Source organism: Citrobacter sp. R4, assembly GCF_026719175.1.
Taxonomy (GTDB): domain Bacteria; phylum Pseudomonadota; class Gammaproteobacteria; order Enterobacterales; family Enterobacteriaceae; genus Citrobacter_A; species Citrobacter_A sedlakii.
Window position 1 is genome coordinate 329,537 of sequence record NZ_JAPPSU010000003.1, and the last position, 26,566, is coordinate 356,102.

The window sequence follows — 26,566 nt, forward strand, 5'->3', positions numbered from 1 at the left end:
GGGTCCCTCTCAGATGGACAAATTATTGATTTTCATCTGCAACATTTCGCTTAGTGCCGGGGAGGCTTTGCTGTTTACGCCTGCTTCCCATGCACTACGCGCACCTTTCTTGTCGCCTTTGCTCAGCAACGCTTCGCCACGCAGATCGGCAACAATCGCCGCCCAGCCTTCACCTTTTACGGTGTCGAGGGTTTGCAGCGCAGTATCAGCCTGTTTAAGCTGTACCTGAACGCGAGCCAGACGCAGTGAGATAACCGCTTTAAGGTTTTCGTCACTGGTGGCCGCCAGTCCCTGCTGTAGCTGGGTCACGGCTTTATCAAGTTGATTCTGGTCGACAAACTGTTGCGCCAGCTCCATCGAGGCTAACGCGCCGTAGGTGTTTTTATTCTCAGCAGCAAATTTTTCCGCCGCAGACAGGTTTTCTGCGTTATCCGCGCTGAGCGAGCTCACGACGGTCTGATAAGCCTGAGAAGCAGAGCGTGCGGATTCAGTCTGGTGACTGGTCCAGTAGCGCCAGCCAATCAGCGCGCCAACCCCTAAAATCACCCCAACCGCCAGGGCTTTGCCGTTTTCGGCAAAGAAGCGTTTAATCGCATCAACCTGGTCGTTTTCGTTCTCGTAAATTTCCACGCAGTCCTTCTCCTTAAGCCATTAACGTGCGCAAATGCGTTGCAACGCTATCCTGTGCAACCGCCGTTTGCTCACCGGAGCGCAAATCTTTCACAACGACAGTACCGGCAGCCACTTCGGACTCGCCAAGCACCAGCGCAATGCGGGCGCCCCACTTATCAGCGCGGGCAAACTGTTTCTTAAAGTTGCCGCCGCCGTGGTTTGTCATCAGCTTCACGCCCGGGAGGTCATCCCGTAAACGTTCCGCCAGCGTCATTGCCGCAGACTGCGTATCCGCGCCTGAAGCCACCAGGTATATATCGACAACAGGATCGGCAGTAAATTCCGGATTCACCGCCTGAACAAGTAAAACAAGGCGCTCAAGCCCCATTGCGAAGCCCACCGCCGGGGTCGCCCGGCCACCAAGCTGTTCCACCAGTCCGTCATAGCGGCCGCCAGCGCAAACGGTGCCCTGGGAACCCAGGCTGCTGGTCACCCATTCAAAAACGGTACGGTTGTAGTAGTCAAGGCCGCGAACCAGGCGCTGATTAACGGTATAGCCAATGCCCGCGGCTTCCAGCAGTTTACACAGGCCGGCAAAGTGTTCGCGGGAATCGTCGTCGAGATAGTCGCCAAGCTGCGGCGCATCGTTAAGCAGCGCCTGTACGTCCGGATTTTTGGAGTCCAGAACGCGCAGCGGGTTGCTATACATACGACGTTTGCAGTCTTCGTCAAGCTTCTCAACGTGCTGTTCCAGGAAGGCGACCAGCGCATCGCGATAACTGGCGCGCGCCGCCAGAGAACCAATAGAGTTCAGCTCCAGGTTAACGTGCCCGGCGATCCCCAGCGCACGCCACCAGCGTGCTGTCAGCATGATCAGCTCAGCGTCAATGTCCGGCCCCTGCAGGCCAAAGGCTTCGACGCCCAACTGGTGGAACTGGCGATAGCGCCCTTTCTGCGGACGCTCGTGGCGAAACATCGGTCCGATGTACCACAGACGTTGTTCCTGATTGTACAGAAGACCATGCTCGATGCCGGCGCGTACACAGCCTGCCGTTCCTTCAGGACGCAGGGTCAGGCTATCGCCATTGCGGTCCTCGAAGGTATACATCTCTTTTTCAACGACGTCAGTAACTTCACCAATCGCGCGTTTGAATAACGGGGTCTGCTCTACAATCGGCAGGCGGATTTCACTGTAACCGTAGCTACCGAGCACGTTTTTGAGTGTGCCTTCAATGCGCTGCCAGATGGCGGTTTCGCCAGGCAGATAATCGTTCATGCCGCGAATGGCTTGAATGTTTTTTGCCACGTTTATTCTCTTTCTGAATATAAAAATGAACCCTCAGCGCTTTCCCGAACGAGACGGGAGCCATGCGGGTTCAATCATACACGGGAAGCTACGCGCTTCCCATCACGTTATTATTTTTCAACCTGCTGCACGTTGATGCGCTGCGCTTCGTCGAGCATCGTCGCTTTGGCGCGAATGCGGGCTTCAAGCTGGTCAATCATGTCGTTATTATCCAGACGATCTTTACGAACGCCATCTTCATAGAGACCACTTTTCTTGTTGCCGCCCGTCACGCCCAGCGTGGAGACCAGCGCTTCGCCCGGCCCGTTGACCACACAGCCAATGATAGAAACGTCCATCGGGGTGATGATATCTTCCAGCCGCTGCTCCAGCGCGTTCACCGTACCGATCACGTCGAACTCCTGGCGCGAACAGGTCGGGCAGGCAATAAAATTGATGCCGCGTGAGCGAATACGCAGTGATTTGAGAATATCAAAACCGACTTTGATCTCTTCCACCGGATCGGCAGCCAGCGAGACGCGCAGGGTGTCGCCGATCCCTTCAGACAGCAGCAGCCCGAGGCCGATCGCGGATTTCACCGCGCCGCTGCGTGCGCCGCCGGCTTCGGTGATACCTAGGTGCAGCGGCTGAGCGATCTGACGCGCTAACAGGCGATAAGACTCAACGGCGAGGAAGACATCGGAGGCTTTCACGCTGACTTTAAACTGATCGAAATTGAGACGATCGAGATGATCGACATGGCGCATTGCCGATTCCAGCAGCGCCTGCGGCGTCGGTTCGCCATATTTTTCCTGCAGATCTTTTTCCAGCGACCCGGCGTTAACGCCGATGCGGATCGGGATATTTTTGTCGCGCGCGCAATCCACCACCATGCGGATACGCTCTTCATTACCGATATTGCCAGGGTTGATACGCAGACAGTCCACACCATATTCCGCCACTTTCAGCGCGATACGGTAGTCAAAGTGAATGTCGGCCACCAGCGGAACAGAAACCTGCTGTTTGATGAGCTTAAAGGCTTCTGCGGCATCCATGGTGGGGACGGAGACGCGAACAATATCTGCGCCAACGCGTTCCAGCGCTTTTATCTGGTTAACCGTCGCTTCCACGTCCGTGGTCCGCGTATTGGTCATCGACTGTACGGCGATGGGGGCGCCATCGCCAATCGGCACATTCCCAACGTAAATACGCGTTGATTTTCTACGTTGAATTGGAGCCTGGTTATGCATGAAAAATCTCCCGCGTTACCCGTCTGTTACTGCGCCGGTGATTGTTCGGCATTGAGGGTCAGACGCGCAACCTGGTTAGTTCTGATAAAACGGCTCAGATCGACAGGTTTTCCTTGATACTGGATCTGCACCGCCGCCGGAGCGCCAATTTTAAGCTTATAAGGCGCCTGCCCGGTTAGGTTTAAATTGCCATCTTTACGCTGCATACCGCTGAACAGCTTTTTGCCGGTCGCATCGGTCACTTCCAGCCAGCAGTCGGCGGTGAAGTTCATCACCAGCGCGTTCGGGTCGACAGCAGGTGCCGCCGTGCCTGCCGGATCGGTTGGCAGCGTTGCTGTACCGTCCGTCGCGGACTGTGGCGCAGGGGTGGCCGGAGACGTCGTGGCGGTATCCACGTTAGCCTGAGAAGGCGACACAACGGCGTTCTGCTGCGGGTCAACCGCTGGCGCCGTTGTGGTTGGCGCTGGCGTTTGCGCGGTTTCCGCCGGACCGGTCGACGCAGGAGTATTATCCTGACTTGCTGCGGCGCTGGTATCCAGCGGCACGCTCTGCGTCGTTGCGCCATTTGCGTTCAGCTCAGCAGCGGACTGATCGGCCATCGTCGTGATCTCCTCCTGCTGCGCCTTATGGTTTTGCCACCACCAGGCGCCCGTCAGGCCGACGACCACAAACAGCACCAGCCAGGTAAACGTCATCAACCAGCCGTCGCGCTTTTTGCGCCGTTTACCTAATGAGAAGCTCTGCATCGGCGCCACTTTCGCCGCACGGACAGGGGCCTGTTTTTCCAGGCCAGGCAGCAGCTCTTCTTCAGGGATATGCACCAGACGCGCATAGGAGCGGATGTACCCGCGCAGGAAGGTCGAAGCAAGATCGGCCGGGGCCTTATCGTCTTCGATATCACGTACGGTAGACACCTTCAGGCAAAGTCGCTCAGCGACAGCCTGCTGGCTGAGTCCGAGTTGTTCACGGGCATTACGCAGACGAACGCCAGTGGATTGTGCTTCATGTTGGTCGTGAGTGGCTTCAGTATTCATTCGCTACAGCTGCTGGTGTAAATTTGGATTCAGGCGCCGGCGAGTCACAATGCCCACCCACACCGCGAAACATCTGGTCAGTTAACCTTAGTCAGACAGTATAAGCCTGTCAGGTCACTCTTAACAAAAACAGCTCAAGCCAGAGGGCTAAACTATTGTTGCACCGTACATACTGCCTTAAAGTCGACAAAAACGCACCGTTATTATTGACCAGACGAGTACAAGCGCGGCCCTCATTCAAATAACATTGCGTCACTGCACATAAAACGGGCAGTGACGCAATATTTATCAGATCGCTTTCACGTCGATAGCCTCGCCCTGCATACGTTTACGCAGGGTACGCTTGGTCCGATCGATAACATCCCCGGCCAGTTGACCGCAGGCAGCGTCGATATCATCGCCGCGGGTTTTACGCACAATGGTGGTAAACCCGTAACCCATAAGCACTTTCGAGAAACGATCGATGCGGCTATTGGAGCTGCGGCCATACGGCGCGCCCGGGAACGGGTTCCAGGGGATCAGGTTGATCTTACATGGCGTATCTTTCAGCAACTCCGCCAACTGATGCGCGTGCTCGGTTCCGTCATTGACGTGATCGAGCATGACATATTCGATGGTCACGCGCCCCTGGTTAGCGTTGGATTTCTCCAGATAGCGGCGCACCGCGGCGAGGAACGTTTCGATATTGTATTTCTTATTGATAGGGACAATTTCGTCTCGAATTTCATCGTTCGGCGCGTGCAACGAGATCGCCAGCGCGACATCGATCATGTCGCCTAATTTGTCCAGCGCAGGCACGACGCCGGAAGTGGACAACGTGACGCGACGTTTGGACAAGCCAAAGCCAAAATCATCCAGCATGATTTCCATCGCCGGAACCACATTGGTCAGGTTGAGCAACGGTTCGCCCATTCCCATCATCACCACGTTAGTGATCGGACGCTGGCCGGTGACTTTCGCCGCGCCAACGATTTTGGCCGCGCGCCACACCTGGCCGATGATTTCAGAAACGCGCAGGTTACGGTTAAATCCCTGCTGGGCCGTTGAGCAGAATTTACATTCCAGCGCACAGCCTACCTGAGAAGAGACGCACAGCGTGGCGCGGTCGTCTTCCGGGATGTATACCGTTTCAACGCGCTGATCGCCGACGGCAATCGCCCATTTGATGGTGCCGTCGGAGGAGCGCTGTTCTTCAACCACTTCCGGCGCGCGGATTTCCGCCACCTCTTTCAGCTTACCGCGCAGAACTTTGTTGATGTCGGTCATCTCATCAAAGTTGTCGCAGCAATAGTGATACATCCACTTCATCACCTGATCGGCGCGGAAGGGTTTTTCACCTAATTCTTTAAAAAACTCCCGCATCTGCTGGCGGTTGAGATCCAACAGGTTGATTTTTCCATCTTTATTGGGAACTACCGGGGTGATGCTTTCAGGCGTGACAATGTGTTCAGACATATTCTATTCCGGCCTCGTTATTACACGTTATGGCCCCTGGAGGGTTGAAAAAGAAGCGCCCCGGTGAGCGGTGCTCGTCCTAGGGCGCTGCATTGTACAAATTCTGGCGCAAGGATGCCACGTCTGCACGCGGCATTTACGAAATTATTAACGAGTACGCGGGCACACCTCGCCTTCTCCGAAGAAGAAGGCGATTTCGCGTTTCGCGGATTCCAGGGAGTCGGAACCGTGGGTGCCGTTTTCGGTGAAGCTGTCCGCATAGTCCGCGCGAAGGGTACCCGCCAGAGCGTTTGCCGGGTTGGTTGCGCCCAGCAGATCGCGATGACGCTGCACCGCGTTTTCGCTTTCCAGAACAGAGACCACGATCGGGCCAGAGGTCATAAACTCCACCAGACCGTCAAAGAACGGCTTACCGTCGTGCTCAGCATAAAAACCGCGAGCCTGTTCTACGGTCAGGTGCAGCATTTTTGTGCCGACAATTTTAAACCCTGCTGCTTCAAAGCGCGCAAAGATATTACCAATAACGTTTTTTGCCACCGCGTTTGGCTTGATGATGGAAAAAGTACGTTCAATCGCCATTATTAACCTCTGATAAGTGTTCTGTTGTTGTTTACCTGGCGCGGATTATAAAGAGCATCCTGACTGTTGCCTATGGATAAAGGTAACATTTTTTTAAAATAAGATGAGTATTAGCAACAACACGCATGCGTTCGCGGCGGATGGCCTGACAAACGGCGCTGACGACTACAGTAAGGAAAATCTCACCGCCGCAATTTGTCCTGCGCCATCCATCACCAACAGTTGATATTCTCGGTTTTCCACGAGCCGCAACGTGATCGCAGATCCTCGTTCGCTTAACGGTTCGCCATTAAGGAACCACCAGCGTTCGCCGCTTCCACCGCTGCTCTGAATCGCGACGCTCGCCTCAAGACTACCCGGTAAACGCTTCACTATCGCCCCGTCACGTATGCCGGAAAGCTGAAGCGGTAAAAGGGCGTCCTGTCCCAGCGGCGGGCACTGTACGGAGGGCGGCGGCAGCCTTGCAGCACGACGCTCCGGGGTCGGTAACCACGGCTCCAGAGGCAGCGGCCAGACGATCAGCGTCCGCTCGCGCGCCTGCGGACAGTCGGCAGCAACGCGTTTTCCCGCGCCGTCCAGCCAGACAGGAAAACGAATACCGCTCACGCCTTCCTGCTCCGGCAACAGCAGCGTCGGCGGCTGTGCGCCCTCCAGCAGCCAGCTCGCCAGACGACGGCGACAGTTGGCGTCGCCATCCGCAAGAGATTGTCCGCCAGGCCAGCAAACCGTCCCTCGCGTCACTGACGAAGGGCGCGGATCTTCCGGCAGCGATGCGCCGCGGGCCAGCAGCAAGTTGTTTACCTGATTCAACAGCGGAATGGCGCTGGCGAATCCAAACTGTCCGGCGACGGGCGTTCCATCCGGTCTGCCGGTCCAGATGCCGATCACATAGCGAGCGTTCAGGCCAATCGCCCACGCGTCGCGATAGCCGTAGCTGGTGCCGGTTTTCCAGGCCAGCGGCGCGACGCGGGGTAGCGCGCTGTCAGGTAACGGCTGCGCTTCATCCGCCATGATTCTCCGGATGATCCATGCCGCGCCCGGCGAAAGCAATGGACGCTCAATCAGCGGCTCGTCCGGTTGCAGGCGCAGCTTTCCCGCCTTACCGTGGCGGGCAAACGCGCTATACGCCGCCGCCATCTCCTCAAGCCGCGCGCCTGCGCCCCCCAGAATCAGCGACAGGTTCGGCGCGGCGCCCGCAGGCAGATACAGCGGCAATCCGGCGTTGCGCAGTTTCGCCGCAAAACGTTTTGGTCCGTAGGCTTCCAGCACCTGCACCGCTGGCAGGTTCAGCGATCTGACCAGCGCCTCACTCATGCTGACGGGGCCGTGGAAGCCGCTGTCAAAATTGCCAGGCCGATAGTCCCCGGTACGACGTGGCACATCCTGTAATAAAGACGCCGGATGAATTAACCCATCATCCAGCGCAAGGCCGTAGACAAAGGGCTTTAACACCGATCCGGGTGAACGGATCGCATTTACCATATCCACATGACCGAATCGCGTGTCGTCATTCAAATCTGCCGAGCCGACCCAGCCACGCACACTCATATCGGTATGGTCGACCACGATCATCGCCAGGGAACTGCGCGCCGGAAGCCTTCCCTTCCAGTTATTCGCCAGCTCTTCCAGTTGCCTTTGCAACCCGGCATCCAGTGTGGTGACGATTTTGTCGCGCTGGCTTTTGCCCAACATCATGCGCGAAAACAACGGCGCCAACTGCGGCATTTGTCTCGGCGCAAGCCAGACAGGCTCTTCACGCGACTCTTGCACCTGCTTTGGCGACCACACGCCCTGTGTCGCCATTCGCGCAAGCACTTTATTTCGCGCGGCCTCTGCCCGTTCCGGCCACCGGTCGGGACGCAGACGGCTCGGCGCCTGAGGCAGCACCGCCAGTAAAGCCGCTTCGGAATAACTCAACTGCGTCGGAGGCTTACCCAGGTAAGCCCAACTGGCCGCGCCGACGCCCTGCAAAGTCCCGCCAAACGGCGCACGATTGAGGTACAGGGTCAGGATGTCACGCTTAGAGAGGTGCCATTCAAGCTGAAAAGCGCGCCAGAGTTGACGAAACTTGCCGCCGAAAGTTCGCGGATGCGGGTCGAGGAGACGGGCAACCTGCATGGTTAAGGTGCTACCGCCGGAAATCACGCGTCCGGCGCTCAGATCCTGCCACGCCGCGCGAAGCACAGAGAACGGATTGACCCCCGGGTGCGTCCAGAACCAGCGATCTTCGTAATTGATGAGCGCCTCAAGGTAGCGGGGAGAGACCTCTTCAACGGTAACCGGATAACGCCAGATCCCTTCCGCGTCAGCGAATCGCCATAACGGCGTACCGTCATGCGCCACGACGACACGGGCCGGATTCACTTCGCGCAGGGGTAAGGGCCAGATTCTATCAGCCGCCAGAACGGCGGCGACCAGAAGGACAGACGCAACTGCCAGCCAGAGACAGCAGCTGCGTTTGCGACACAATCGGATCATTTACGGCTTAACAATCAGCAGATTGTCAGCCGCGCCGATCGCCCGCCATTGTGGTACATACATTGACTCCACCAGCGGCGTCGGCACCTGGTACGTTCCCGGCGTCACCGCGCGCGCCAGATACACCAGCGTGACGGGCTGCCCTTCATTGATCGCCACGGCGGCGACAAAGCGATCATCGCGGAACTCCATGTGCTGAATGTCCGCCTGTTGCATCTGGTTAATCAGGTTCTGCACTTCGCTGCCGCTTTCCTGCAGGCTGGCGCTGCCATTGGACAGGTTCTGGTTTTCCAGTTCCAGACCGGCTGGCAACAGATCCACCACCAGCGCATCGGGCACGTTCTGGCTGGCCTTCACTTCCAGCCAGACCAGCACCAGTTCGCCACTGCGTAGCGAATCCAACGCTTTGCTTTGTCCATCAGTGCCCAGAATATGGCGCTCAATGTGCAAAACATTGCTGGCTGGCGCTGGCGCGGTTTGCGGGTAGCCGCTGACATCCAGGCGCAGCCACATTGGCTGTGTGCCGCTGTTGGTCACCTGCAGCGCGGCAAGTTGATCGGCATCGAGATTGCGGGTTTGCGCGCGATCGCCCGCCAACGGCTGCGTCTCAAGCGACGTCTGCGCCTGCCAGGTTCCCGGCAGATCCTGAAGAGTGCGCGCCGCAAGGAACAACGCGTTATTCTCTTGCGTTGACAGCCAGCGTTGACCAAATGCCTGTTCAGAGAGGGTGTTCAGCAAGCTGTTCTGCGCTTCCGGCTTCAGCTTGTTTTCTTCCAGCAGCGACAGCATCAGCGCGTTATCGCGAAGCGGGCTGCCGTAATCCGCCATCCACTGACGATCGCTGTCGCGCGGCGTCGTCAACGCCAGGCTAATCGCCTCGTCGCTACGCTTCGCATCCCCCATATTTTTCAGGGCAATCCCCAGTTGCAGCAGCGGTAAACCGGACGCCGCCTGACCGCGACGCTCCCAGATTTCACGCAGCGCGCCGAGCGGCGCTTTCTGCTGACGCGCCAGCACCAGCGCGGCATAGGCCTGCACGGTAAACTTACTCGCCTGGGTGTCATCGGCGTAGCGAATCGACATCATGCCCGGATCCTGGAGATAGCGCAGCAGACGCGCGTTCCCCTGGTTGATACTTTCCGCCGGGACGCTGTAGCCCTGCTCGCCCGCCCGGACAAGAAAGTCCATCGCGTACGCGGTCAGCCAGTATTCTTCCGGACCGTTTTTATCCCACAGCGCAAAGCCGCCGTTATCACGCTGCATCTGCAGCAGACGTGAAATGCCGGTTTCTATCGCCGCACGGCGCTTTTCATCGCTGTCGCCAGCAATGCCCAACGCCTTAAGCTGCGCAGCGTTAGTATAAAGCGACGGGAACAGGCCGCTGGTGGTTTGTTCCAGGCAGCCATACGGATAGGCTTTCAGTTCGCGGATATAACGCGCCAGATTCAGCGGCGGTTTACCGCTGAACAGCAGTTGTCCCTGGGTGGTGACTGGCGAGAAATTGGCCAGTACATCGGCAGGCGCCGACCAGCTTTCGCCTGATTGCAGCATAATGCCGTGATGGGTTGTTTGCGCCGGGAATGCCGGACGAACGCCTATCTTCCACTGTTTTTGCTGCGCCCCCACCGCTTCGCCCGGCAGCGTCAGGCCAGTGAGCGTAGCCTGCAACTCGCCATCGCCAAAGCCCTCTTTTGCGCGCACCGGAATAAACAGCGTGGTACGCACACCCGGCGCAAGATTGACTGGCGCAGGCTGCTCGCTGATCAACTCAATCAGACCGCGGGTCGTCAGCCCCACGTTTAGGGTCTGCGGCTGGTCCGTAAGGTTAGTGATATCCAGCACCAGACGCGACGTGTCGCCGCTGGCCATAAAGCGCGGCATATTCAGTTCAGCGATAACCGGCGCCGCCACAACGGTTTTGCTTTCGCTACTGCCGAAGTCTTCCGCGGTCCACGCTTGCGCCATAACCCGAAGTTCACCGTTGAAATCGCCAATCGGCAACGTCACGATGCCTTCGCCCTGTTCATTTAGCGTAACTGGCTGCGCCTGTTGGGCGACAATATTGACATGGTTAACCGGGGGTTTACCCCCGCGTTTTAGCTCATCGCCATCGCCACCAAAGCGCAACGCCGCCAGACGTCCCTGGCCTTCAATGACCTGACCATAGATATCGTAGATATCCGCGCCATAGCGTTTTTGCCCGAAGAACGCCTGCCACGGATCCGGCGTGACGTAATCAGTAATATTCAGCACGCCGCTGTCCACAGCGGATACCAGCACATTTACCTGTTTCGGCGCGGCACCGTTTTTGGCGCTGGCTTTAATTTTCACCGTCAACGGCTGGTTCGGCCGCATTTTCGCCGGGCTCTCCAGCGTCAGCGCCAGGCGACGATTTTCATCGCCTAACGGCAGATGCAGCAAGCCTACGGCACGTTTTGGCGTCGCCGAACGCGATTTATCCCCAGGACGCACCACCAGCGTACTCAGATAAAGATCGTGGCGATTCCAGTCTTTATCTACCGGAATTGACAGATCCAATCCAGCCGCCGGTACGTCAATTTCTTGCCACCACACCGGGCCTTCGCTGGATTCCACCATCGCATAACCTTTGCCTGCCGCCGGCGCGGCAATATGCAGCCTGATGGTGTCGCCCGGACGATAAGCGGGCTTATCGAGCTTCAACGTCACGCGATCCGGACGTACCGCCCCGCTGCCGTCGCTGTTGTCCTGCCAGCTATAGCCCGCCCAAAAGCGTACGCTGCTGACAGCATCGTTTGGCGCTTTGACTTCCAGTCGGTAAGCGCCCCATTCCACCGGAAACGACACTTTACCGGTTTCATCGGCGCCGAGATCCAACGTCTGTTCGCCTTCGACCAGATCTTTTTGATCGAAGCGCGATTCCCAGCCCTCGCTTTCCGACCAGTTCCAGTAGTAATCACGGCGTTCACGGATCAACCGCACCTGCAATCCGGATACCGCTTTTTTCACGCCCTGAGCATCGGTATAAACAATATCAAACGCGGCGTTGCTGTCTTCGTCGACAACAGGCTGATTGACGGTGGTGTCGGTGCGATAGTCATACACTGCTTTTACCGCAAACTGCGGACGGATACCCGGCAGCGTGTCGGCTGGCCAAATCGCCTGCTCCGCACGGCGTGTGACCGGGCGGCCACCGGACTCCAGCAGGCTGGCCTGCAAGACCACCTGTAACGGCGAGTGGGCGTCACGCCACTGGCTGTCGGTACTGACCTCGCCGCGCCCTTGCGCATCCAGCGTTAACTGCACTTCGTCCAGGCTACGTGAAAGGTTCTCCTCCGCGATGTTGCCAAACTGGAAGCCAGGCAACGCCGGAACGGCTTCACGCAATGGTCGGAGGAACAGTTGGCCCTGCAAAGCATTACCATTTGCGGGCGCGCCATACAGGTAATAGCCGGTAACCGAGAAATTTACCTTGTCCGCAGGCGTTAATGGCGTTTTCTGCCCACTGAGGTTCAGCGCCATTCGTTCCGGCATAAAATCTTCCACGTGGAAGTCCCACATCCGGCTCTGGTTATCGCCCGTGTTCGCGCGGATATGCCACATGCCGGTCGGCGCGCCGCTGTCCAGCGGGTAGGTAAAGCGGTACAAGTCATTTTCAGCCTGAGTCACCACGCTGCGGATCACCTGGCCGTCCGGTTTGACCACCTCGAGCTTAACCGGCTGATCGGGCAGCGACCTGCCGTCGCTGTCGCGCAGCAGTCCATTGAGGATCACCGTTTCACCCGGACGATAGAGATCGCGCGGGCCGAACATAAAGAATTGCTTGCTGTAGCCTGGCGCGCCTGCGATATCGAACTCGGCCAGGTCCAGCGCCGGCAGTTTGAGATCCAACAGGGTGGTTTGACCGTCTTTCCGCGCTAACAGCAACGCGGCATTTTTCGAGTTCTCCAGTTGCAGATGGCCTTTCCCGTCGCTGGTGGCCTGCGCCAGCGTCTGGCCTTTCTCATCCAGCAGAGAGACATTGACGCCCTGCTGCGCCCCGCCGTTTTCCAGACTTTGGGTAAAAACATCCAGACGGCTCTGGTAGCGATGCGCCGAGACGCCAATGTCGCTTAAGGTAAACAGCGTCGCGGCATTGCTGTATTCATACTTACCGGCTTTCGCCATGACCGCGACATAAACGCCGGTCTGCTGCAGCGGTTTAATCTCGCTGAGCGGTAAGAGAAGTTTTTCGCGGGTGTTGCGCGCCGGATTCAGGTCGAAACGGCCAGAATAGACTAAATCGGCCATTTTCAGCAGCGTGTCGGACTCCCAGTTCGAAAGGGAATTGCGATACTCCCACTGGCTGACGAACGCCGCCAGCGATTCCGGCTTCACGCGGAAAAAGTTGACGTCTACGTTGTTCACATTCAACGCCATGACCGGCAGGCCTTCCACCACCTTTCCTGGCAGCAGCGACCCACGACTGGCAAAGCCGACGCTGGGCTGCACGTCACGGGTGGTGAGCGCTTTTTCGTACGTAATGTCGAAAGTCGCGTTGTTCAGCGCTTTAAGATCCCGTTCAACCGTGACCACCAGAGAACGATTAGGCTCCAGATGGCGTAAACGCAGCTCTTTCAGATTGGGCGAAAGCTCCCAGGCGCCATCGACTTTGCCGCTTTTTTTATCCACCACATGCACGGTGCGGGCGAAATCCTGTTCGGGATCGAGCGGAATGGAAAAAGTCAGCACCAGAGTGGCGGCGCCATCGAGCTGCACTTCTGATGCGTCCAACAGCGTTAAGGCTTTGCCTTCGCTTTGCTGGGCCAGCTTTTGCAACTGCGCCGGATCTTTCTGAACAGGTGGTGTGGCCTTTGTTTGCGTCGCTGGCGTATCGCTTTTGGCGACAGTTGTGGTTTTGTCGTTGTTGTCGCACCCAGCCAGCGCCAGCATCAAAATGCAGGCGGCTACGCGTATGTGTTTCATTTTTCATCCCTGGCCGACATGGCCCGTTAGCAACGTAGGACAGACATTATGCGTGAGATTTATCGTTGTGTAAGTCTGTATCCGCTCTGCGCTGTCTGAATTTTTTTTAGAAGTGTGGCGCTACCGGACAATTCGGGCGCTTTTACTTGCCCGTTATCCCTAAACGTCCGAGAATTCTTCTTTTCTGTGACGCAAAAATGGAGATGCTTATGTCCACTTCCTGGTTTGTCGCCGCCGACTGGCTTGCTGAGCATATTAACGATCCGCATATTCACGTTATCGACGCCCGAATGGCGCCGCCGGGACAGGAAGATCGCGACGTTGCACAAGAGTTCCGCGCCGGACATATTCCTGGCGCCGTGTTTTTCGATATCGAAGCGCTTTCCGACCACACCTCTCCTCTGCCCCATATGATGCCGCGCCCGGAAGCCTTTGCCGTCGCCATGCGCGAACTCGGCATACATCAGGATAAGCATCTGGTTGTTTATGACGAAGGAAATCTGTTTTCCGCGCCACGCGCGTGGTGGATGCTGCGGACGTTTGGCGTGGAGAACGTGTCGATCCTGGGCGGCGGGCTGGCGGGCTGGCAGCGCGCTGCGCTGCCACTGGAAGAAGGCGACGTGACGCTGCCGGAAGGCGAATTTGACGCCGCGTTTACCGCCGGAGCCGTGGTGCGTGTTACTGACGTGCTGTTAGCCAGCCACGAAAAAACGGCGCAAATCGTCGACGCCCGTCCGGCTGCGCGTTTTAATGCAGAAGTGGATGAGCCGCGTCCCGGCCTGCGACGTGGCCACGTCCCCGGCGCGTTAAACGTGCCATGGACCGAGCTGGTTCAGGACGGTGAATTAAAAACGACTGACGAACTGGACGCCATTTTCTTTCGCCACGGGGTCAGTCTGGATCGGCCCATTATTGCCAGCTGCGGTTCCGGCGTGACGGCTGCCGTGGTGGTGCTGGCGCTGGCCACCCTGGGGGTTCCGGACGTTGCGCTGTATGACGGCGCATGGAGTGAATGGGGCGCGCGTGATGATTTACCGGTGGAGCCTGAACCGTCTGAATAAATTCCGACAGGACTTGCTTATCCCCCAATAACCGTTCAACCGCGCGTTTTTTGTGCTGGTTCAGTTCGCGGCCTTCCCGGCACGCTGTGTTCAAAAATCTCAACGTTCAGAACAAGTAAGCCAGGCAGCCGTCCTACGGGGCGGCTTTCCGGTGGTCAGAGAATCCGGTCTTGCTTAAAGTCACGCAGGAATCCGCCCCAGCGACGTTCGTAGAACGGTGCGATATGCTCGGTAATAAAGTGGCTGATGCCCTTTTCGCCTTTCACGACCTGACAGATATCAATTGGCTCATCGCCCGGTAAGGTGTCGGTCGCCACGCTGCCCGCCGCCTGAATAATGTCCTCAATATCGCCGTCAGCCTCAATGCCTATCAACAGGTTAGATTCAGCATCGGCACTTTCTTTAATGGAACACAGAAACGCCCGCTTCACCGGCTTGAGGGTTTTAAACAGCGTGGTGAGCGAATCGATCATCTGGGCTGGCGGTTCAGCGACGTCAGAAAGGATCAATGATTCCCCTCCCTCCAGCACCTCCTGCGAACTCAGAGGATTGCCCTCTTCACCCATTAACAGGCTGATTTCACGCGGCATAAACTCTTTGCCGGTCGGCAGTTTGGCGTTAAGGAACAGCGTCTCGCCCAGGGTCATTTCAAACAGAGTGCGCACGGGCATCACCACAAACGCTTGTTCTTCCTCCACTGCCTGCTGTAGCGCGTCCAGAGAGGTAAAGAACGGAATAACGGAGGTGCCGTCCTCTTTTTCCCAGTGCTGAAGATCCAGCGCAGAGTCTTCGACGATCGCCTCGCCTTCGGCAGCGGTGCCGGGCACCCAGACGGTCGACTCCAGCAAGGTGCGGAAAAAGGCCGGACGGTGCGCGGGTTCTGTCGCCGCTTTCTCCAGCAGAATTTCTAATTCGTTTTTCGTTTCGGACATAGGCATCACACATCGTATTAAAAATGATTACAGGCCTGACGCAACGTGTCGCGTCAGGCAAAATGCCGGGAGGCGCTTCGCTTGCCCGGCCTACAAAGCGGATTTTAGGCGGTCAGCAGATTCGCAATCGTGCGCACGCCCAGGCCAGTCGCCCCGGCGGACCACTGCTCAACCGGCGCTTTGCGGTAGGTGGCCGAACAGTCAATATGCAGCCAGCCCTGCTGGTAATTTTCGACAAAGTGCGACAGGAACCCCGCCGCAGTGCTCGCACCGGCCGGATACGCCGCGCTACCGGTATTATTCAGCTCGGCAAAATTCGACGGCAGTTGGTTACGGTGGAACTCCGCCAGCGGCAGACGCCAGAACGGCTCGTTTTCCGCCGCCGCGCTGGCCAGCAGGCGGTTCGCCAACTGATCGTCAAAGCTGAACAGCGCATGATAGTCATTACCCAGCGCCGTTTTTGCCGCGCCGGTCAGAGTGGCGGCGTCGATGATCAGCTCTGGTTTCTGCGCGCAGGCGTCAATCAGTCCATCCGCCAGTACCAGACGGCCTTCCGCATCGGTGTTCATCACTTCCACATTTTTACCGTTACGATAGCGAATAATATCGCCCAGCTTAAACGCATTGCCGCTGATCAGGTTATCGGCACAGCAAAGGAACAGCTTCACGCGCTTGTTCAGACCGCGGGTAATGGCAAACGCCAGCGCGCCGGTCACCGTTGCCGCGCCGCCCATATCGGATTTCATCGAATCCATAAAAGCGCTCTGTTTGATACTGTAACCGCCGGAATCGAAGGTGATGCCTTTACCCACCAGGCAGGCATAAACCGGCGCATCTTTATTCCCAGTCGGGTTGTAGTCGAGCGCCAACAGCACTGGCGGACGCTCAGAGCCGCGGCCAACGGTATGCAGCCCCATGTAATTCTGCTCGCGCAGGTCTTCGCCTTTCGTAATACGGTAAGAAACATGATCGCACGCTACGCTGCACAGCAGGTCAACGGCGCGCTGCGCCAGCTGCTCCGGCCCCAGTTCTTCCGCCGGGGCGTTGATGGTGTCGCGCACCCAGTCGACGATCGTCAAACGGTTGTCCAGCTCCTGGCGCTGTGCGTCGTCGAGTTGCGGCCACTCGACCTTACGGCTGCCTTTCGGCCCTTTGTAGCCCTGCCAGAAGGCCCAGCTGCGATCGGCGTCCCATCCGTCACCGGCAAGCTGGACATGCTTAATACCCAGCCCGTCAATTTTACGCGCGGCGCGCTGAATCAGGCCCAGGTCGTCTTTACCGTTGAGGTGCAGGGTAATGCCGTCGCTATTAATACTGTATGTGGCTTTTTCACCCCAGCGCGCGTCGGCAGGCTGAGTGGAAAGCGTGATTTTCATGGCTTCTGTCATTGTTATTTTTCCTTAACTTCGCGCATACAGGAAAACGGGCTACCCGTAGGCAGCCCGTTGTCTTATTCGGCTTCGTCCAGCCAGACCAGCAGAATGGCCTCAAGGATCTTTTCGTTCGATGCCTGCGGGTCATCGTCGAATTCTTCCAGGTCGCAGATCCACTGATGCAGATCGGTGAAACGAACGGTTTTTGGATCGAGATCGGGGAAGGCGTCGTACAGCGCTTCGCCAATTTCACGGCTGTCTGTCCACTTAAGTCCCATACTACCCTCTGTTAATGCTCGCGCGCATGGTTGATTGTGTAACGTGGGATTTCGACCACTAAATCATCTTCGGTGACGCGCGCCTGGCAGCTTAAGCGACTCTCCGGCTCCAGCCCCCAGGCTTTATCCAGCATGTCGTCTTCTTCTTCCGTGCTTTCCGGCAGGGAATCAAAACCTTCACGCACGATGCAGTGGCAGGTGGTACAGGCGCAGGATTTTTCGCAGGCGTGTTCAATCTCGATGCCGTTACGCAGGGCAACGTCAAGAATGGTTTCACCGGTCTTCGCTTCCAGAACTGCGCCATCCGGACAGAGGTCCTGATGAGGCAGAATAACAATCTTTGGCATATTAAACCTCGTCCACGGAATGGCCTTTCAGCGCGCGACGAACCGACTGGTCCATGCGGCGAGCGGCGAATTCCTGGGTTTGTTTGTCTACGTTTTTAATGGCTTGTTCGATAGCGTCAACGTCATCGCCCTGCGCCGCCTCGCTCAGGCGCGCGGCGGCCTCGTCGATAACCTGACGTTCTGCGGCGCTGAGCAGCGCGGCATCCGCAACGAGCGCGCCGGTTAAACTTTCCAGCACGCGCGCCGCTTCGACTTTCTGCTCGGCCAGCATACGCGCTTTCACGTCCTGCTCGGCAAAGCTCATCGAATCCTGAATCATTGACGCGATTTCGCTGTCGGTCAGACCATAGGACGGTTTGACCTGAATAGAGGCCTCAACGCCGGTCGATTTTTCCATTGCGGTGACGCTCAGCAGGCCATCAGCGTCCACCTGGAAGGTAACGCGAATATGCGCCCCACCCGCTGGCAACGCCGGGATCCCGCGCAGCGCAAAGCGCGCCAGCGAACGGCAGTCCTGCACCAGTTCACGCTCGCCCTGCATGACGTGGATCGACATGGCGGTTTGACCGTCTTTAAACGTGGTGAAGTCCTGCGCGCGCGCCACCGGAATCGTGGTATTACGCGGGATCACTTTTTCCACCAGGCCGCCCATCGTCTCGAGGCCCAGCGACAGTGGAATCACGTCCAGCAGCAGCATTTCGCTGTCCGGCTTGTTGCCCACCAGGATATCCGCCTGAATGGCGGCGCCAATGGCGACCACTTTATCCGGATCGATGGCGGTCAGCGGCGTTCGGCCAAAGAATTCGCCCACGCGCTCACGCACCAACGGCACGCGCGTAGAACCGCCCACCATCACCACTTCCAGAACTTCCTGCGGCTCAACGCCCGCGTCTTTCAGCGCGCGTCGGCAGGCCAGTAAGGTACGCTTAACCAGCGAGGAAATGAGTTCATTGAACTGGTCGCGGGTGATTTTCCCCTGCCAGCCCGCCACGTTAACGGTGACCGACTCCGCGTCACTGAGGGCGATTTTCGCGGCGATGGCCACATCCAACAGTTCACGCTGTACGCGGTTATCGCTGCGATCAGCAATCCCGGCCTGTTCACGAATGTAGTCTGCCAGCATGTGGTCGAAATCGTCGCCGCCCAGCGCGGAGTCGCCGCCGGTTGCCAGCACTTCGAACACGCCGCGGCTCAGGCGCAGAATAGAAATATCAAAAGTGCCGCCGCCGAGATCGTAGACGGCAATCACCCCTTCTTTGCCGGAATCCAGACCGTAGGCAATCGCCGCGGCAGTCGGCTCGTTAAGCAGGCGCAGCACATGCAGCCCCGCCAGACGCGCAGCGTCTTTTGTCCCCTGACGCTGCGCGTCATCGAAGTAGGCCGGAACGGTAATCACCACGCCGTCCAGCTCGCCGGAAAGGGATTCGGTGGCACGCGCGGCCAGCGCTTTCAAAATGTCCGCGGACACCCGCACCGGATTCAGCAATCCCGCTGCGGTTTCGATCATCGGCAGGCCGTTAGCGCTGGCCTGAAAACGGTACGGCAGATGCGGGTAACGCGTCTGGATATCCGCCAGCGAGCGGCCCATCATGCGCTTAACCGAACTGATGGTGTTGGCGGTGTCCAGCGCGGCGTTCTCGCGTGCGGTGTAGCCCACCGTGTGGCCCTGCTGCTGATAGTGAACCACCGACGGCAACAGATGACGACCGTCATGGTCAGCCAGCGTTTCGGCCTGACCGCTACGCACGGTAGCGACCAGAGAGTTGGTGGTTCCAAGGTCAATGCCCGCCGCCAGACGACGCTGATGCGGCGCAGCACTCAGACCAGGCTCACTAATTTGTAATAAGGCCATAATTGCTTCCGAAAATTAAAAATCGAGCAGTTTTTCTTCGAGTTGTTCTGCACTGCTTCGCAGTTTATCGAGAAAACGCAGTTTACGCACGGTATCGGCCGCCGCGTCCCACGTCTCGTGATTAAGCTGTTCAACCATCTGCTGATGGCGGCTGTCGAACATGGACTGGACGCGCTTAATAAAGGCGTCGAGCCGCGCTTCGTCTTTCGCCTGTTCAATCTCGTCGAGCTCTTCGCGGAGTTCCAGTTGTTCCATGAGAAAAGCGGTGTCGCGCACCGTATGCTGCTCGCTGGCAAGGTCGAATCCGTGGAGTGAGAGCAGATATTCCGCACGCGTTAAGGGATGGCGTAGCGTTTGCCAGCCCTGGTTGATGGTGGCGGATTGCTGTACGGCGGCAAGCTGTTCAGCCTGGGTGCCACTGGCGAATTTATCAGGGTGATACTGACGTTGCAGATCCTGAAAACGCATCGTCAGGGCCTGGAGATCAAGTGGGTATTGCGCGGGTAATCCGAAGAGAGTGAAGTAATCCATAACTATCTCAGGGGTAGCCTGTCAGAACAAACCCCACACGTAAGACATTACGCGTGGGGTTATCGGTAAGCGCTCAGACGTGGAAGCTTTCGCCGCAGCCACATTCGTCTTTAACGTTCGGGTTGGTGAACTTAAACCCTTCGTTAAGACCTTCTTTGACGAAATCTAACTGCGTACCATCCAGAAATTGCAGGCTTTTGCCGTCGACGACTACTTTCACGCCTTTGTCTTCAAACACGGTGTCTTCCGCCGCCGGTTCATCAACAAATTCCAGTACATACGCCATACCTGAGCAGCCCGAGGTTCTTACACCCAGACGCAGGCCGAACCCTTTACCGCGGTTCGCCAGGAAGGTATTAACTCGCGCTGCTGCACTGTCGCTAAGTGTAATCGACATAACAAAACCTCAACTCTTCTTATTTTGCTTCACGTTTACTTTTGTAGTCCGCAATGGCGGCTTTGATCGCGTCTTCTGCCAGGATAGAGCAGTGAATTTTCACTGGCGGCAGTTCAAGCTCGTCGGCAATATCGGTGTTTTTGATCGCCTGCGCTTCGTCCAGCGACTTCCCTTTGACCCATTCGGTGACCAGGGAGCTGGAGGCGATGGCGGAACCGCAGCCGTAGGTCTTAAAACGCGCGTCTTCAATGATACCTTCATTGTTGACTTTAATCTGCAACTTCATTACGTCGCCACAGGCTGGCGCGCCGACCATACCGCTGCCGACGTTCTCGTCGCTGTTGTCGAAGGAACCCACGTTACGCGGATTCTCGTAATGATCGATGACTTTTTCGCTGTATGCCATGTTGAATTCTCCTTATCGGTACCGATTAATGATGTGACCATTCGATGCTGTTCAGATCCACGCCCTGCTTGTGCATTTCCCACAGCGGAGAAAGATCGCGCAGACGGCCAATGGATTTACGAACCAGTTCGATGGTGTAATCAATCTCTTCTTCGGTAGTAAAACGACCTAAAGAGAAACGGATAGAGCTATGCGCCAGCTCATCGGTCATCCCCAGCGCGCGCAGCACGTAGGATGGCTCGAGGCTTGCGGAAGTACAGGCTGAACCGGACGATACCGCCAGGTCTTTCAGCGCCATGATCAGTGACTCGCCTTCAACGTAGTTAAAGCTGACGTTAAGAATGTTCGGCGCGCCCTGTTCGAGATCGCCGTTCAGGTAGACTTCTTCCATATCTTTCACGCCGTTCCACAGACGGTTACGCAGCGCGCGCAGGCGCGCCATTTCGGTTTCCATCTCTTCTTTGGCGATACGATAGGCTTCACCCATACCGACGATCTGGTGAACAGGCAGGGTGCCGGAACGCATACCGCGCTCGTGTCCGCCGCCGTGCATCTGCGCTTCAATACGAATACGCGGTTTACGGCGAACGTACAGCGCGCCGATCCCTTTCGGGCCATAGATTTTGTGGCCGGAGAAGGACATCAGATCCACTTTCAGTTGGCTCAGATCGATAGGCAGTTTGCCCACGCTCTGAGTGGCGTCCACGTGATAGATGATGCCGCGCGCACGGCACATTTCGCCGATAGTCGCGATATCCTGCACCACGCCGATTTCGTTGTTCACGTGCATGATAGACACGAGGATGGTGTCATCACGCATTGCCGCTTCGAGCGTTTTCAGATCGATAATACCGTTGCTCTGCGGCGCCAGGTAGGTGACTTCAAACCCTTCGCGCTCAAGCTGACGGCAGGTATCCAGCACGGCTTTGTGTTCGGTTTTGCTGGTGATGATGTGCTTGCCTTTTTTCTGATAAAAGTTGGCTGCACCTTTGATCGCCAGGTTATCGGACTCTGTCGCACCGGAGGTAAAGACAATTTCACGCGGGTCGGCGCCGACCAGCTCGGCAATCTGATTACGGGCAATATCGACCGCTTCTTCCGCCTGCCAGCCAAAACGGTGTGAACGGGAGGCCGGGTTACCAAAGGTTCCGTCCAGCGTCAGGAACTGCATCATTTTCTCGGCAACACGCGGGTCCACCGGCGTGGTTGCGGAGTAGTCGAGATAAATCGGTAATTTCATTGCTCTATAAACTCCGTACATCGCTTCAATGCAAGGAATCAGGCAACCGGCTGGATGTACGACCGAGTTAGCGGGGCAATACGTCATTGCCCCGGCCTGATTCTGAAATACGTTTTACTACTTACTACGCGCGTAATTTAACGTCGATCGCGTCTTGAGCACGATTCGTGCGCGGTGCGTCATGGGTGTGCTGACGATCGGACACATCCAGGACTTCCTGATTATTCACCAGTTCGCCCAACGTAATGTTGTTAAGGAAACCGGTCAGGCGGTCGCTGAGATCGCGCCACAGCGCGTGAGTCAGGCACTTATCGCCGCCCTGACAGCCGCCTTTGCCCTGGCAACGGGTCGCATCCACCGACTCGTCAACAGCGCTGATCACTTCACCTACTGCAATACTGCCGGCATCTTTACCCAGCAGATAACCACCGCCTGGTCCACGTACGCTGGAGACCAGACCATTTTTACGCAAACGGGAGAACAGCTGTTCCAGATAAGAAAGGGAAATACCCTGACGCTCGGAAATATCAGCCAACGGTACCGGGCCCGCTTCGGAGTTGAGCGCAACGTCCAACATTGCGGTCACGGCATAACGCCCTTTAGATGTCAGTCTCATGTCTTACTTAACCTCAAACTCGCCCCTGCCCGGGGTTTTTATTGTAAAATGGGGGTATTGCATAGCAGGGCCAAGTCTGACATTCCTGAGTAAATTGGTCAACTATTTACTTGACTGTTTTAGTCAGGTATTTAACCTTCAGTGCCGTTTTCACCTGCCGGATGGCGCTCCGCTTATCCGGCTTACGGTATGTGCCTTCGGCCTGGCTTACTTCTCTTTCTTTAACTGCTCAATCGACGCCAGCATACCGCGCAGAATGTTCAGCTCCTGGCTCTCCGGACGCGCGCGGGTAAACAGACGGCGCAGTTTGTTCATCACCTGCCCCGGATGGTTCTCACGGATAAAACCTGTTGAAAGCAACGTCTGCTCCAGGTGACCGTAAAAACGCTCCAGATCGTCAACCAGCGGGTAAGGCGTTTCTTCATGCTCCGCGGCGTCCGGGTTTTCCTGCGTCGCCAGCCAGGCCATGCGGACTTCATAGGCGATAACCTGCACCGCCATTGCCAGGTTCAGCGAGCTGTATTCCGGATTAGCGGCAATCGCGACATGGTAATGGCATTTTTGCAGTTCATCATTGGTCAGGCCGACGCGTTCACGGCCAAACACCAGCGCCACCGGCGTATTCGCCGCTTCCGCCACGCTTTTCAGACCGCATTCGCGCGGGTCAAGCATTGGCCACGGCAGCGTACGCGAACGCGCGCTGGTGCCGACCACCAGGCTGCATCCGGCAAGCGCCTCGTCGAGCGTGTCGACGATCTGCGCGTTGCCGATCACATCGCTGGCCCCGGCCGCCAGCGCAATTGCCTGGGAATCCGGTTTCACCAGCGGATTCACCAGCCACAGATTGGTTAACCCCATTGTTTTCATCGCGCGGGCGACAGACCCCATATTGCCGGTGTGGGAGGTTTCGACCAGCACAATTCGAATATTTTGCAGCATTGTCTTTCTTCGTCTAAAGATTATTCGGCCATATTATCATAAACCGGAGACATATTCCGATCTCGCTGCTATACTCTGCGCCGTTTTCCCGTTCTTTAACATCCAGTGAGAGAGACCGATGCATCCGATGCTGACCATCGCCGTGCGCGCAGCGCGCAAGGCGGGTAATGTAATTGCCAAACACTACGAAACGCCTGACTCAGTAGAAACCAGCCAGAAAGGCAGCAATGATTTCGTGACCAACGTCGATAAAGCCGCAGAAGCGATTATTATCGAAACGATCCGCAAATCTTACCCACAGCACACCATCATCACCGAAGAAAGCGGTGAACATGAAGGTACCGATCAGGATGTTCAATGGGTTATCGATCCACTGGATGGCACGACCAACTTCGTTAAACGTCTGCCGCACTTCGCGGTATCAATTGCGGTCCGCATTAAAGGCCGTACCGAAGTCGCCGTGGTTTACGATCCGATGCGCAATGAACTGTTCACCGCCACCCGCGGTCAGGGCGCGCAGCTGAACGGTTACCGTCTGCGCGGTAGCAACGCGCGCGACCTGGATGGCACCATCATCGCTACCGGGTTCCCGTTCAAAGCGAAACAGCACGCCACCTCTTACATGAATATCCTCGGCAAAATGTTTACCGAGTGCGCTGACTTCCGCCGCACCGGCTCCGCCGCGCTGGATCTGGCCTATGTTGCCGCCGCGCGCGTTGACGGTTATTTCGAAATCGGCCTGCGTCCGTGGGATTTCGCCGCAGGCGAGCTGATCGCCCGTGAAGCGGGCGCGCTGGTATGCGACTTCACCGGCGGGCATAACTACATGACGACCGGCAACATCGTGGCGGGTAACCCGCGCGTAGTGAAAGCGATGCTGGCCAGCATGCGTGACGAACTGAGCGACGCGCTGAAGCGTTAAGCAAAATGCCGGAGCCCGCCTCCGGCATTTATTCAAAACGGCCTCAGGCCCCTTCCCGTCGGCGCCGCACTCACCCACATCACCACCGCAGCAATCATTAAGAACGTCCCTCCGGCTAACGCCAGCGTCAACCATCCTACCTGCCGCCACAATACCGGCGCACTGTTGCCGCTCAGTCTGGCCGCCAACGTCCGGAAGCTGTGCACCAGCAGCGCCAGCGATGTAATAGTGAGCGATGTCCCTGCCGCCATCGCCAGCGCCGAGGCCATTCCCCAGTAAAAAACGCCGATGACTTTGCTGAACAGCAGTACCATGATTGCGCCGGAACAGGGACGCATCCCCATTGACAGAATAATCATCAGCCGGGCGCGCCAGTCGTCATCGTTGCTTAGCTGCTGCGGATCCGGTAAATGCTGATGCCCGCAGCCGCAGTTTTCATGATGCGTATGGTGCGGCGTGAAGGCGGTGAATTTGAGCTTTCGCAGCAGCGCGCGCAGCTTTTTCAACGCCCGCCAGCAGAGCAGGAGCCCGAGGACGCCAACCAATGCGTAACTGCCCTTTTCGAGCCAGAAACTGCTCAAATGGAGTTGCCTTGCCGGAAGCTGTAGCACGCCAAGCACCAGCACCACCAGTCCAATCGCCACCAGCCCTTGCAATAGCGAGGATGCCAGCGTCAGGCCGATACTCGATTTCAGCTTAGAAGGATGGGTCGCCAGCCAGGTCGCGATCACCACCTTGCCATGCCCTGGCCCCAGCGCATGCAGCACGCCATACAAAAAGCTGAACAGCAGCAGCGAACCGCCCGCCTGTGCCGGATTCGCGGCAACGGTCTTCAGCAAAGCGCCCATCTGCTGATTAACTTCCCGCTGCCAGAGCACGCTTTTAATCATCACCTGCGGCCATGCCTGCCAGAGCCAGACGCCGCCCACGGTAGCCAGCAATAAAAACAGCGCCAGCGGCCAAAGAGCCATCCAGCGGCGTGAAGGAAGACGAGTGGGTGACATTACCGACATCTCAGGGTGACCTTCTGCGCAAATTGTTTACCCAGTTCCATATCTTCCGGCGGCGCGTCTGCTTTATCCAGCGACTGGGCAAATTTCAGGGATTCTTCGCTGGGGGTCGGGGTATGCATGGCAATGTCGCACTGCGTTGCCATCGCCGGAGAGAGCGTGGCGTCACTGTCTTCTTCATAACTCATATCGACGTAATAGCTGGGATCGAAAGTAGAAAAGGTAAAGGTTTGCCCGCTCAGCGGCTGCGGTTCAGCGAGTGGCAGAGTAAACGTCAGTACAGCCTGATGGGCTTCACGCGCCATACCGTATTCCGTGGGACGATTTTTAAATTTCACCCGCTGGCCGTTATGCCACATTTCGGTGAAATAATGCTGTCCCAGCACGTTCGCCATCACTTCCGCCGCCAGTTTCTTCCAGACTTCCGAGCCGGGTTTCGCCTCCCCCGCGTCGTAAAGCAGGTCGGCTGAGGTTAACTCATCCATCGTCCAGCGCATTTTTAACGCGATCAGCCGACCATCCTCACTCACCGTTTCTGTTTTCAGGCGGATAAAGCTATGAGGATGCGCCACCGCCATAGAGGTCATAAAAAACATCAGGTACGCCAGCGCGCTGCGTTTAACCAGTGGCATCATTACCTCTCCATTCGACTACAGGCCACGAAAAACCAGCGTGGCGAAACTGACCGAGAGGATAGCAAAGAAATCTGTAAAATTGGGCGCGGATTTCGTGTCTCGATTCAGTTCTCATTTTTGATATTTTCCCGCTGCGTTGTTCAACACGCCAACGCCAAATTTTGCTTCGCCAACGGCAATATGATGCATAAATGTTAATAAATAGTTTCAATTACATGTAAAAAATAACACAATCTGTCTCTACAAAAGGCTAACCCACCCCAAATTAAACATTAATTTAACCTTTAATTATCTAAAAAATAACAATTAAGGGCATTGATCACATTTAGCAAACTTATGATTCATTGCCTCTTCCCTTCGTTGCTAATCTCGTGGCGTGACATGCCCTGG

At 56.9% G+C, this 26,566-nt stretch carries 23 protein-coding genes; 2 read left to right on the forward strand and 21 right to left on the reverse strand.

All coding sequences use genetic code 11. The features are described from left to right. Positions 1 to 9 precede the first annotated feature (9 nt). The 8 genes from OOJ60_RS10295 to OOJ60_RS10330 form a co-directional block, all read right to left on the reverse strand. Positions 10 to 630 carry a YfgM family protein gene (locus tag OOJ60_RS10295; RefSeq protein ID WP_060570503.1) on the reverse strand — a complete coding sequence of 207 codons (621 nt, stop codon included), beginning with the start codon at positions 628 to 630 and terminating at the stop codon, positions 10 to 12. A gap of 13 nt (positions 631 to 643) precedes the next feature. After that, entirely contained in the window at positions 644 to 1,918 is a 1,275-nt protein-coding gene (gene hisS, locus OOJ60_RS10300) for a histidine--tRNA ligase (RefSeq protein ID WP_042291391.1), read from the reverse strand. 110 nt (positions 1,919 to 2,028) lie between these two features. Beyond that, positions 2,029 to 3,147, reverse strand: a complete 1,119-nt coding sequence (gene ispG, locus OOJ60_RS10305) for a flavodoxin-dependent (E)-4-hydroxy-3-methylbut-2-enyl-diphosphate synthase (RefSeq protein WP_042291394.1) — start codon at positions 3,145 to 3,147, stop codon at positions 2,029 to 2,031. A gap of 26 nt (positions 3,148 to 3,173) precedes the next feature. Further along, positions 3,174 to 4,181, reverse strand: a complete 1,008-nt coding sequence (gene rodZ, locus OOJ60_RS10310; protein ID WP_042291396.1) for a cytoskeleton protein RodZ — start codon at positions 4,179 to 4,181, stop codon at positions 3,174 to 3,176. Between the two features lie 288 nt (positions 4,182 to 4,469). After that, entirely contained in the window at positions 4,470 to 5,636 is a 1,167-nt protein-coding gene (locus tag OOJ60_RS10315) for a bifunctional tRNA (adenosine(37)-C2)-methyltransferase TrmG/ribosomal RNA large subunit methyltransferase RlmN (protein WP_042291398.1), read from the reverse strand. 147 nt (positions 5,637 to 5,783) lie between these two features. Beyond that, positions 5,784 to 6,215: a nucleoside-diphosphate kinase gene (gene ndk / locus OOJ60_RS10320; protein ID WP_042291400.1), complete on the reverse strand. Its 432-nt coding sequence runs from the start codon at positions 6,213 to 6,215 to the stop codon at positions 5,784 to 5,786. A 165-nt stretch (positions 6,216 to 6,380) separates the two neighbouring features. Further along, positions 6,381 to 8,693 (reverse strand): peptidoglycan glycosyltransferase PbpC, encoded by a 2,313-nt coding sequence (pbpC, locus tag OOJ60_RS10325; protein ID WP_205612513.1) that lies wholly within the window; start codon positions 8,691 to 8,693, stop codon positions 6,381 to 6,383. Continuing rightward, complete coding sequence (locus tag OOJ60_RS10330) at positions 8,694 to 13,637, reverse strand: alpha-2-macroglobulin family protein (RefSeq protein ID WP_205612514.1); 4,944 nt, start codon at positions 13,635 to 13,637, stop codon at positions 8,694 to 8,696. It lies immediately after the preceding gene. Between the two features lie 209 nt (positions 13,638 to 13,846). On the opposite strand from OOJ60_RS10330, the gene sseA reads away from it, so the two are divergent. Further along, entirely contained in the window at positions 13,847 to 14,698 is an 852-nt protein-coding gene (sseA, locus tag OOJ60_RS10335; RefSeq protein WP_205612515.1) for a 3-mercaptopyruvate sulfurtransferase, read from the forward strand. A gap of 155 nt (positions 14,699 to 14,853) precedes the next feature. On the opposite strand, the gene sseB is transcribed toward sseA, so the two are convergent. The 11 genes from sseB to trmJ all read right to left on the reverse strand — a co-directional run bounded on the left by sseB (position 14,854) and on the right by trmJ (position 23,609). After that, complete coding sequence (gene sseB, locus OOJ60_RS10340) at positions 14,854 to 15,630, reverse strand: enhanced serine sensitivity protein SseB (protein WP_200035813.1); 777 nt, start codon at positions 15,628 to 15,630, stop codon at positions 14,854 to 14,856. Between the two features lie 104 nt (positions 15,631 to 15,734). After that, a complete protein-coding gene (gene pepB / locus OOJ60_RS10345) occupies positions 15,735 to 17,018 on the reverse strand; it encodes an aminopeptidase PepB (RefSeq protein ID WP_200035814.1) in 1,284 nt (427 codons plus the stop codon). A gap of 62 nt (positions 17,019 to 17,080) precedes the next feature. After that, entirely contained in the window at positions 17,081 to 17,281 is a 201-nt protein-coding gene (gene iscX / locus OOJ60_RS10350) for a Fe-S cluster assembly protein IscX (protein ID WP_003037694.1), read from the reverse strand. A gap of 11 nt (positions 17,282 to 17,292) precedes the next feature. Next, the gene (fdx, locus tag OOJ60_RS10355) at positions 17,293 to 17,628 is read right to left on the reverse strand and encodes an ISC system 2Fe-2S type ferredoxin (RefSeq protein WP_042291414.1); all 336 of its coding nucleotides are present in this window, start codon (positions 17,626 to 17,628) and stop codon (positions 17,293 to 17,295) included. Between the two features lies 1 nt (position 17,629). Continuing rightward, on the reverse strand, positions 17,630 to 19,480 hold the full coding sequence (gene hscA / locus OOJ60_RS10360; RefSeq protein WP_205612516.1) for a Fe-S protein assembly chaperone HscA: 1,851 nt from the start codon (positions 19,478 to 19,480) through the stop codon (positions 17,630 to 17,632). A 15-nt stretch (positions 19,481 to 19,495) separates the two neighbouring features. Beyond that, complete coding sequence (gene hscB / locus OOJ60_RS10365; RefSeq protein WP_042291420.1) at positions 19,496 to 20,011, reverse strand: co-chaperone HscB; 516 nt, start codon at positions 20,009 to 20,011, stop codon at positions 19,496 to 19,498. Positions 20,012 to 20,084: 73 nt separating this feature from the next. Next, positions 20,085 to 20,408, reverse strand: coding sequence for an iron-sulfur cluster assembly protein IscA (gene iscA, locus OOJ60_RS10370; RefSeq protein WP_003037681.1), 324 nt, complete (start codon positions 20,406 to 20,408; stop codon positions 20,085 to 20,087). 19 nt (positions 20,409 to 20,427) lie between these two features. Beyond that, positions 20,428 to 20,814, reverse strand: coding sequence for a Fe-S cluster assembly scaffold IscU (iscU, locus tag OOJ60_RS10375; protein WP_002913991.1), 387 nt, complete (start codon positions 20,812 to 20,814; stop codon positions 20,428 to 20,430). Positions 20,815 to 20,839: 25 nt separating this feature from the next. Beyond that, positions 20,840 to 22,054: a cysteine desulfurase gene (gene iscS, locus OOJ60_RS10380; protein ID WP_200035816.1), complete on the reverse strand. Its 1,215-nt coding sequence runs from the start codon at positions 22,052 to 22,054 to the stop codon at positions 20,840 to 20,842. Between the two features lie 124 nt (positions 22,055 to 22,178). Continuing rightward, positions 22,179 to 22,670, reverse strand: a complete 492-nt coding sequence (gene iscR / locus OOJ60_RS10385) for a Fe-S cluster assembly transcriptional regulator IscR (protein WP_042291424.1) — start codon at positions 22,668 to 22,670, stop codon at positions 22,179 to 22,181. 207 nt (positions 22,671 to 22,877) lie between these two features. Further along, positions 22,878 to 23,609 (reverse strand): tRNA (cytosine(32)/uridine(32)-2'-O)-methyltransferase TrmJ, encoded by a 732-nt coding sequence (gene trmJ, locus OOJ60_RS10390; RefSeq protein ID WP_042291428.1) that lies wholly within the window; start codon positions 23,607 to 23,609, stop codon positions 22,878 to 22,880. Between the two features lie 118 nt (positions 23,610 to 23,727). On the opposite strand from trmJ, the gene suhB reads away from it, so the two are divergent. Next, on the forward strand, positions 23,728 to 24,531 hold the full coding sequence (gene suhB / locus OOJ60_RS10395) for an inositol-1-monophosphatase (RefSeq protein ID WP_042291430.1): 804 nt from the start codon (positions 23,728 to 23,730) through the stop codon (positions 24,529 to 24,531). Between the two features lie 32 nt (positions 24,532 to 24,563). Here the strand turns inward: suhB and OOJ60_RS10400 are convergent, their stop codons facing one another. Then, positions 24,564 to 25,544, reverse strand: a complete 981-nt coding sequence (locus OOJ60_RS10400; RefSeq protein ID WP_205612517.1) for a nickel/cobalt transporter — start codon at positions 25,542 to 25,544, stop codon at positions 24,564 to 24,566. Further along, positions 25,535 to 26,173 (reverse strand): DUF1007 family protein, encoded by a 639-nt coding sequence (locus tag OOJ60_RS10405; RefSeq protein WP_205612535.1) that lies wholly within the window; start codon positions 26,171 to 26,173, stop codon positions 25,535 to 25,537. Before OOJ60_RS10405 ends, OOJ60_RS10400 begins: the two co-directional genes overlap by 10 nt. Positions 26,174 to 26,566 lie beyond the last annotated feature (393 nt).

Bases quoted from the DNA above. Each gene is read 5' to 3' on its own strand.
- ispG (WP_042291394.1), bottom strand. From the start codon at position 3,147: ATGCATAACCAGGCTCCAATTCAACGTAGAAAATCAACGCGTATTTAC.
- rodZ (WP_042291396.1), bottom strand. From the start codon at position 4,181: ATGAATACTGAAGCCACTCACGACCAACATGAAGCACAATCCACTGGC.
- OOJ60_RS10315 (WP_042291398.1), bottom strand. From the start codon at position 5,636: ATGTCTGAACACATTGTCACGCCTGAAAGCATCACCCCGGTAGTTCCC.
- ndk (WP_042291400.1), bottom strand. From the start codon at position 6,215: ATGGCGATTGAACGTACTTTTTCCATCATCAAGCCAAACGCGGTGGCA.
- pbpC (WP_205612513.1), bottom strand. From the start codon at position 8,693: ATGATCCGATTGTGTCGCAAACGCAGCTGCTGTCTCTGGCTGGCAGTT.
- OOJ60_RS10330 (WP_205612514.1), bottom strand. From the start codon at position 13,637: ATGAAACACATACGCGTAGCCGCCTGCATTTTGATGCTGGCGCTGGCT.
- sseA (WP_205612515.1), top strand. From the start codon at position 13,847: ATGTCCACTTCCTGGTTTGTCGCCGCCGACTGGCTTGCTGAGCATATT.
- sseB (WP_200035813.1), bottom strand. From the start codon at position 15,630: ATGTCCGAAACGAAAAACGAATTAGAAATTCTGCTGGAGAAAGCGGCG.
- pepB (WP_200035814.1), bottom strand. From the start codon at position 17,018: ATGACAGAAGCCATGAAAATCACGCTTTCCACTCAGCCTGCCGACGCG.
- iscX (WP_003037694.1), bottom strand. From the start codon at position 17,281: ATGGGACTTAAGTGGACAGACAGCCGTGAAATTGGCGAAGCGCTGTAC.
- fdx (WP_042291414.1), bottom strand. From the start codon at position 17,628: ATGCCAAAGATTGTTATTCTGCCTCATCAGGACCTCTGTCCGGATGGC.
- hscA (WP_205612516.1), bottom strand. From the start codon at position 19,480: ATGGCCTTATTACAAATTAGTGAGCCTGGTCTGAGTGCTGCGCCGCAT.
- hscB (WP_042291420.1), bottom strand. From the start codon at position 20,011: ATGGATTACTTCACTCTCTTCGGATTACCCGCGCAATACCCACTTGAT.
- iscA (WP_003037681.1), bottom strand. From the start codon at position 20,408: ATGTCGATTACACTTAGCGACAGTGCAGCAGCGCGAGTTAATACCTTC.
- iscU (WP_002913991.1), bottom strand. From the start codon at position 20,814: ATGGCATACAGCGAAAAAGTCATCGATCATTACGAGAATCCGCGTAAC.
- iscS (WP_200035816.1), bottom strand. From the start codon at position 22,054: ATGAAATTACCGATTTATCTCGACTACTCCGCAACCACGCCGGTGGAC.
- iscR (WP_042291424.1), bottom strand. From the start codon at position 22,670: ATGAGACTGACATCTAAAGGGCGTTATGCCGTGACCGCAATGTTGGAC.
- trmJ (WP_042291428.1), bottom strand. From the start codon at position 23,609: ATGCTGCAAAATATTCGAATTGTGCTGGTCGAAACCTCCCACACCGGC.
- suhB (WP_042291430.1), top strand. From the start codon at position 23,728: ATGCATCCGATGCTGACCATCGCCGTGCGCGCAGCGCGCAAGGCGGGT.
- OOJ60_RS10400 (WP_205612517.1), bottom strand. From the start codon at position 25,544: ATGTCGGTAATGTCACCCACTCGTCTTCCTTCACGCCGCTGGATGGCT.
- OOJ60_RS10405 (WP_205612535.1), bottom strand. From the start codon at position 26,173: ATGCCACTGGTTAAACGCAGCGCGCTGGCGTACCTGATGTTTTTTATG.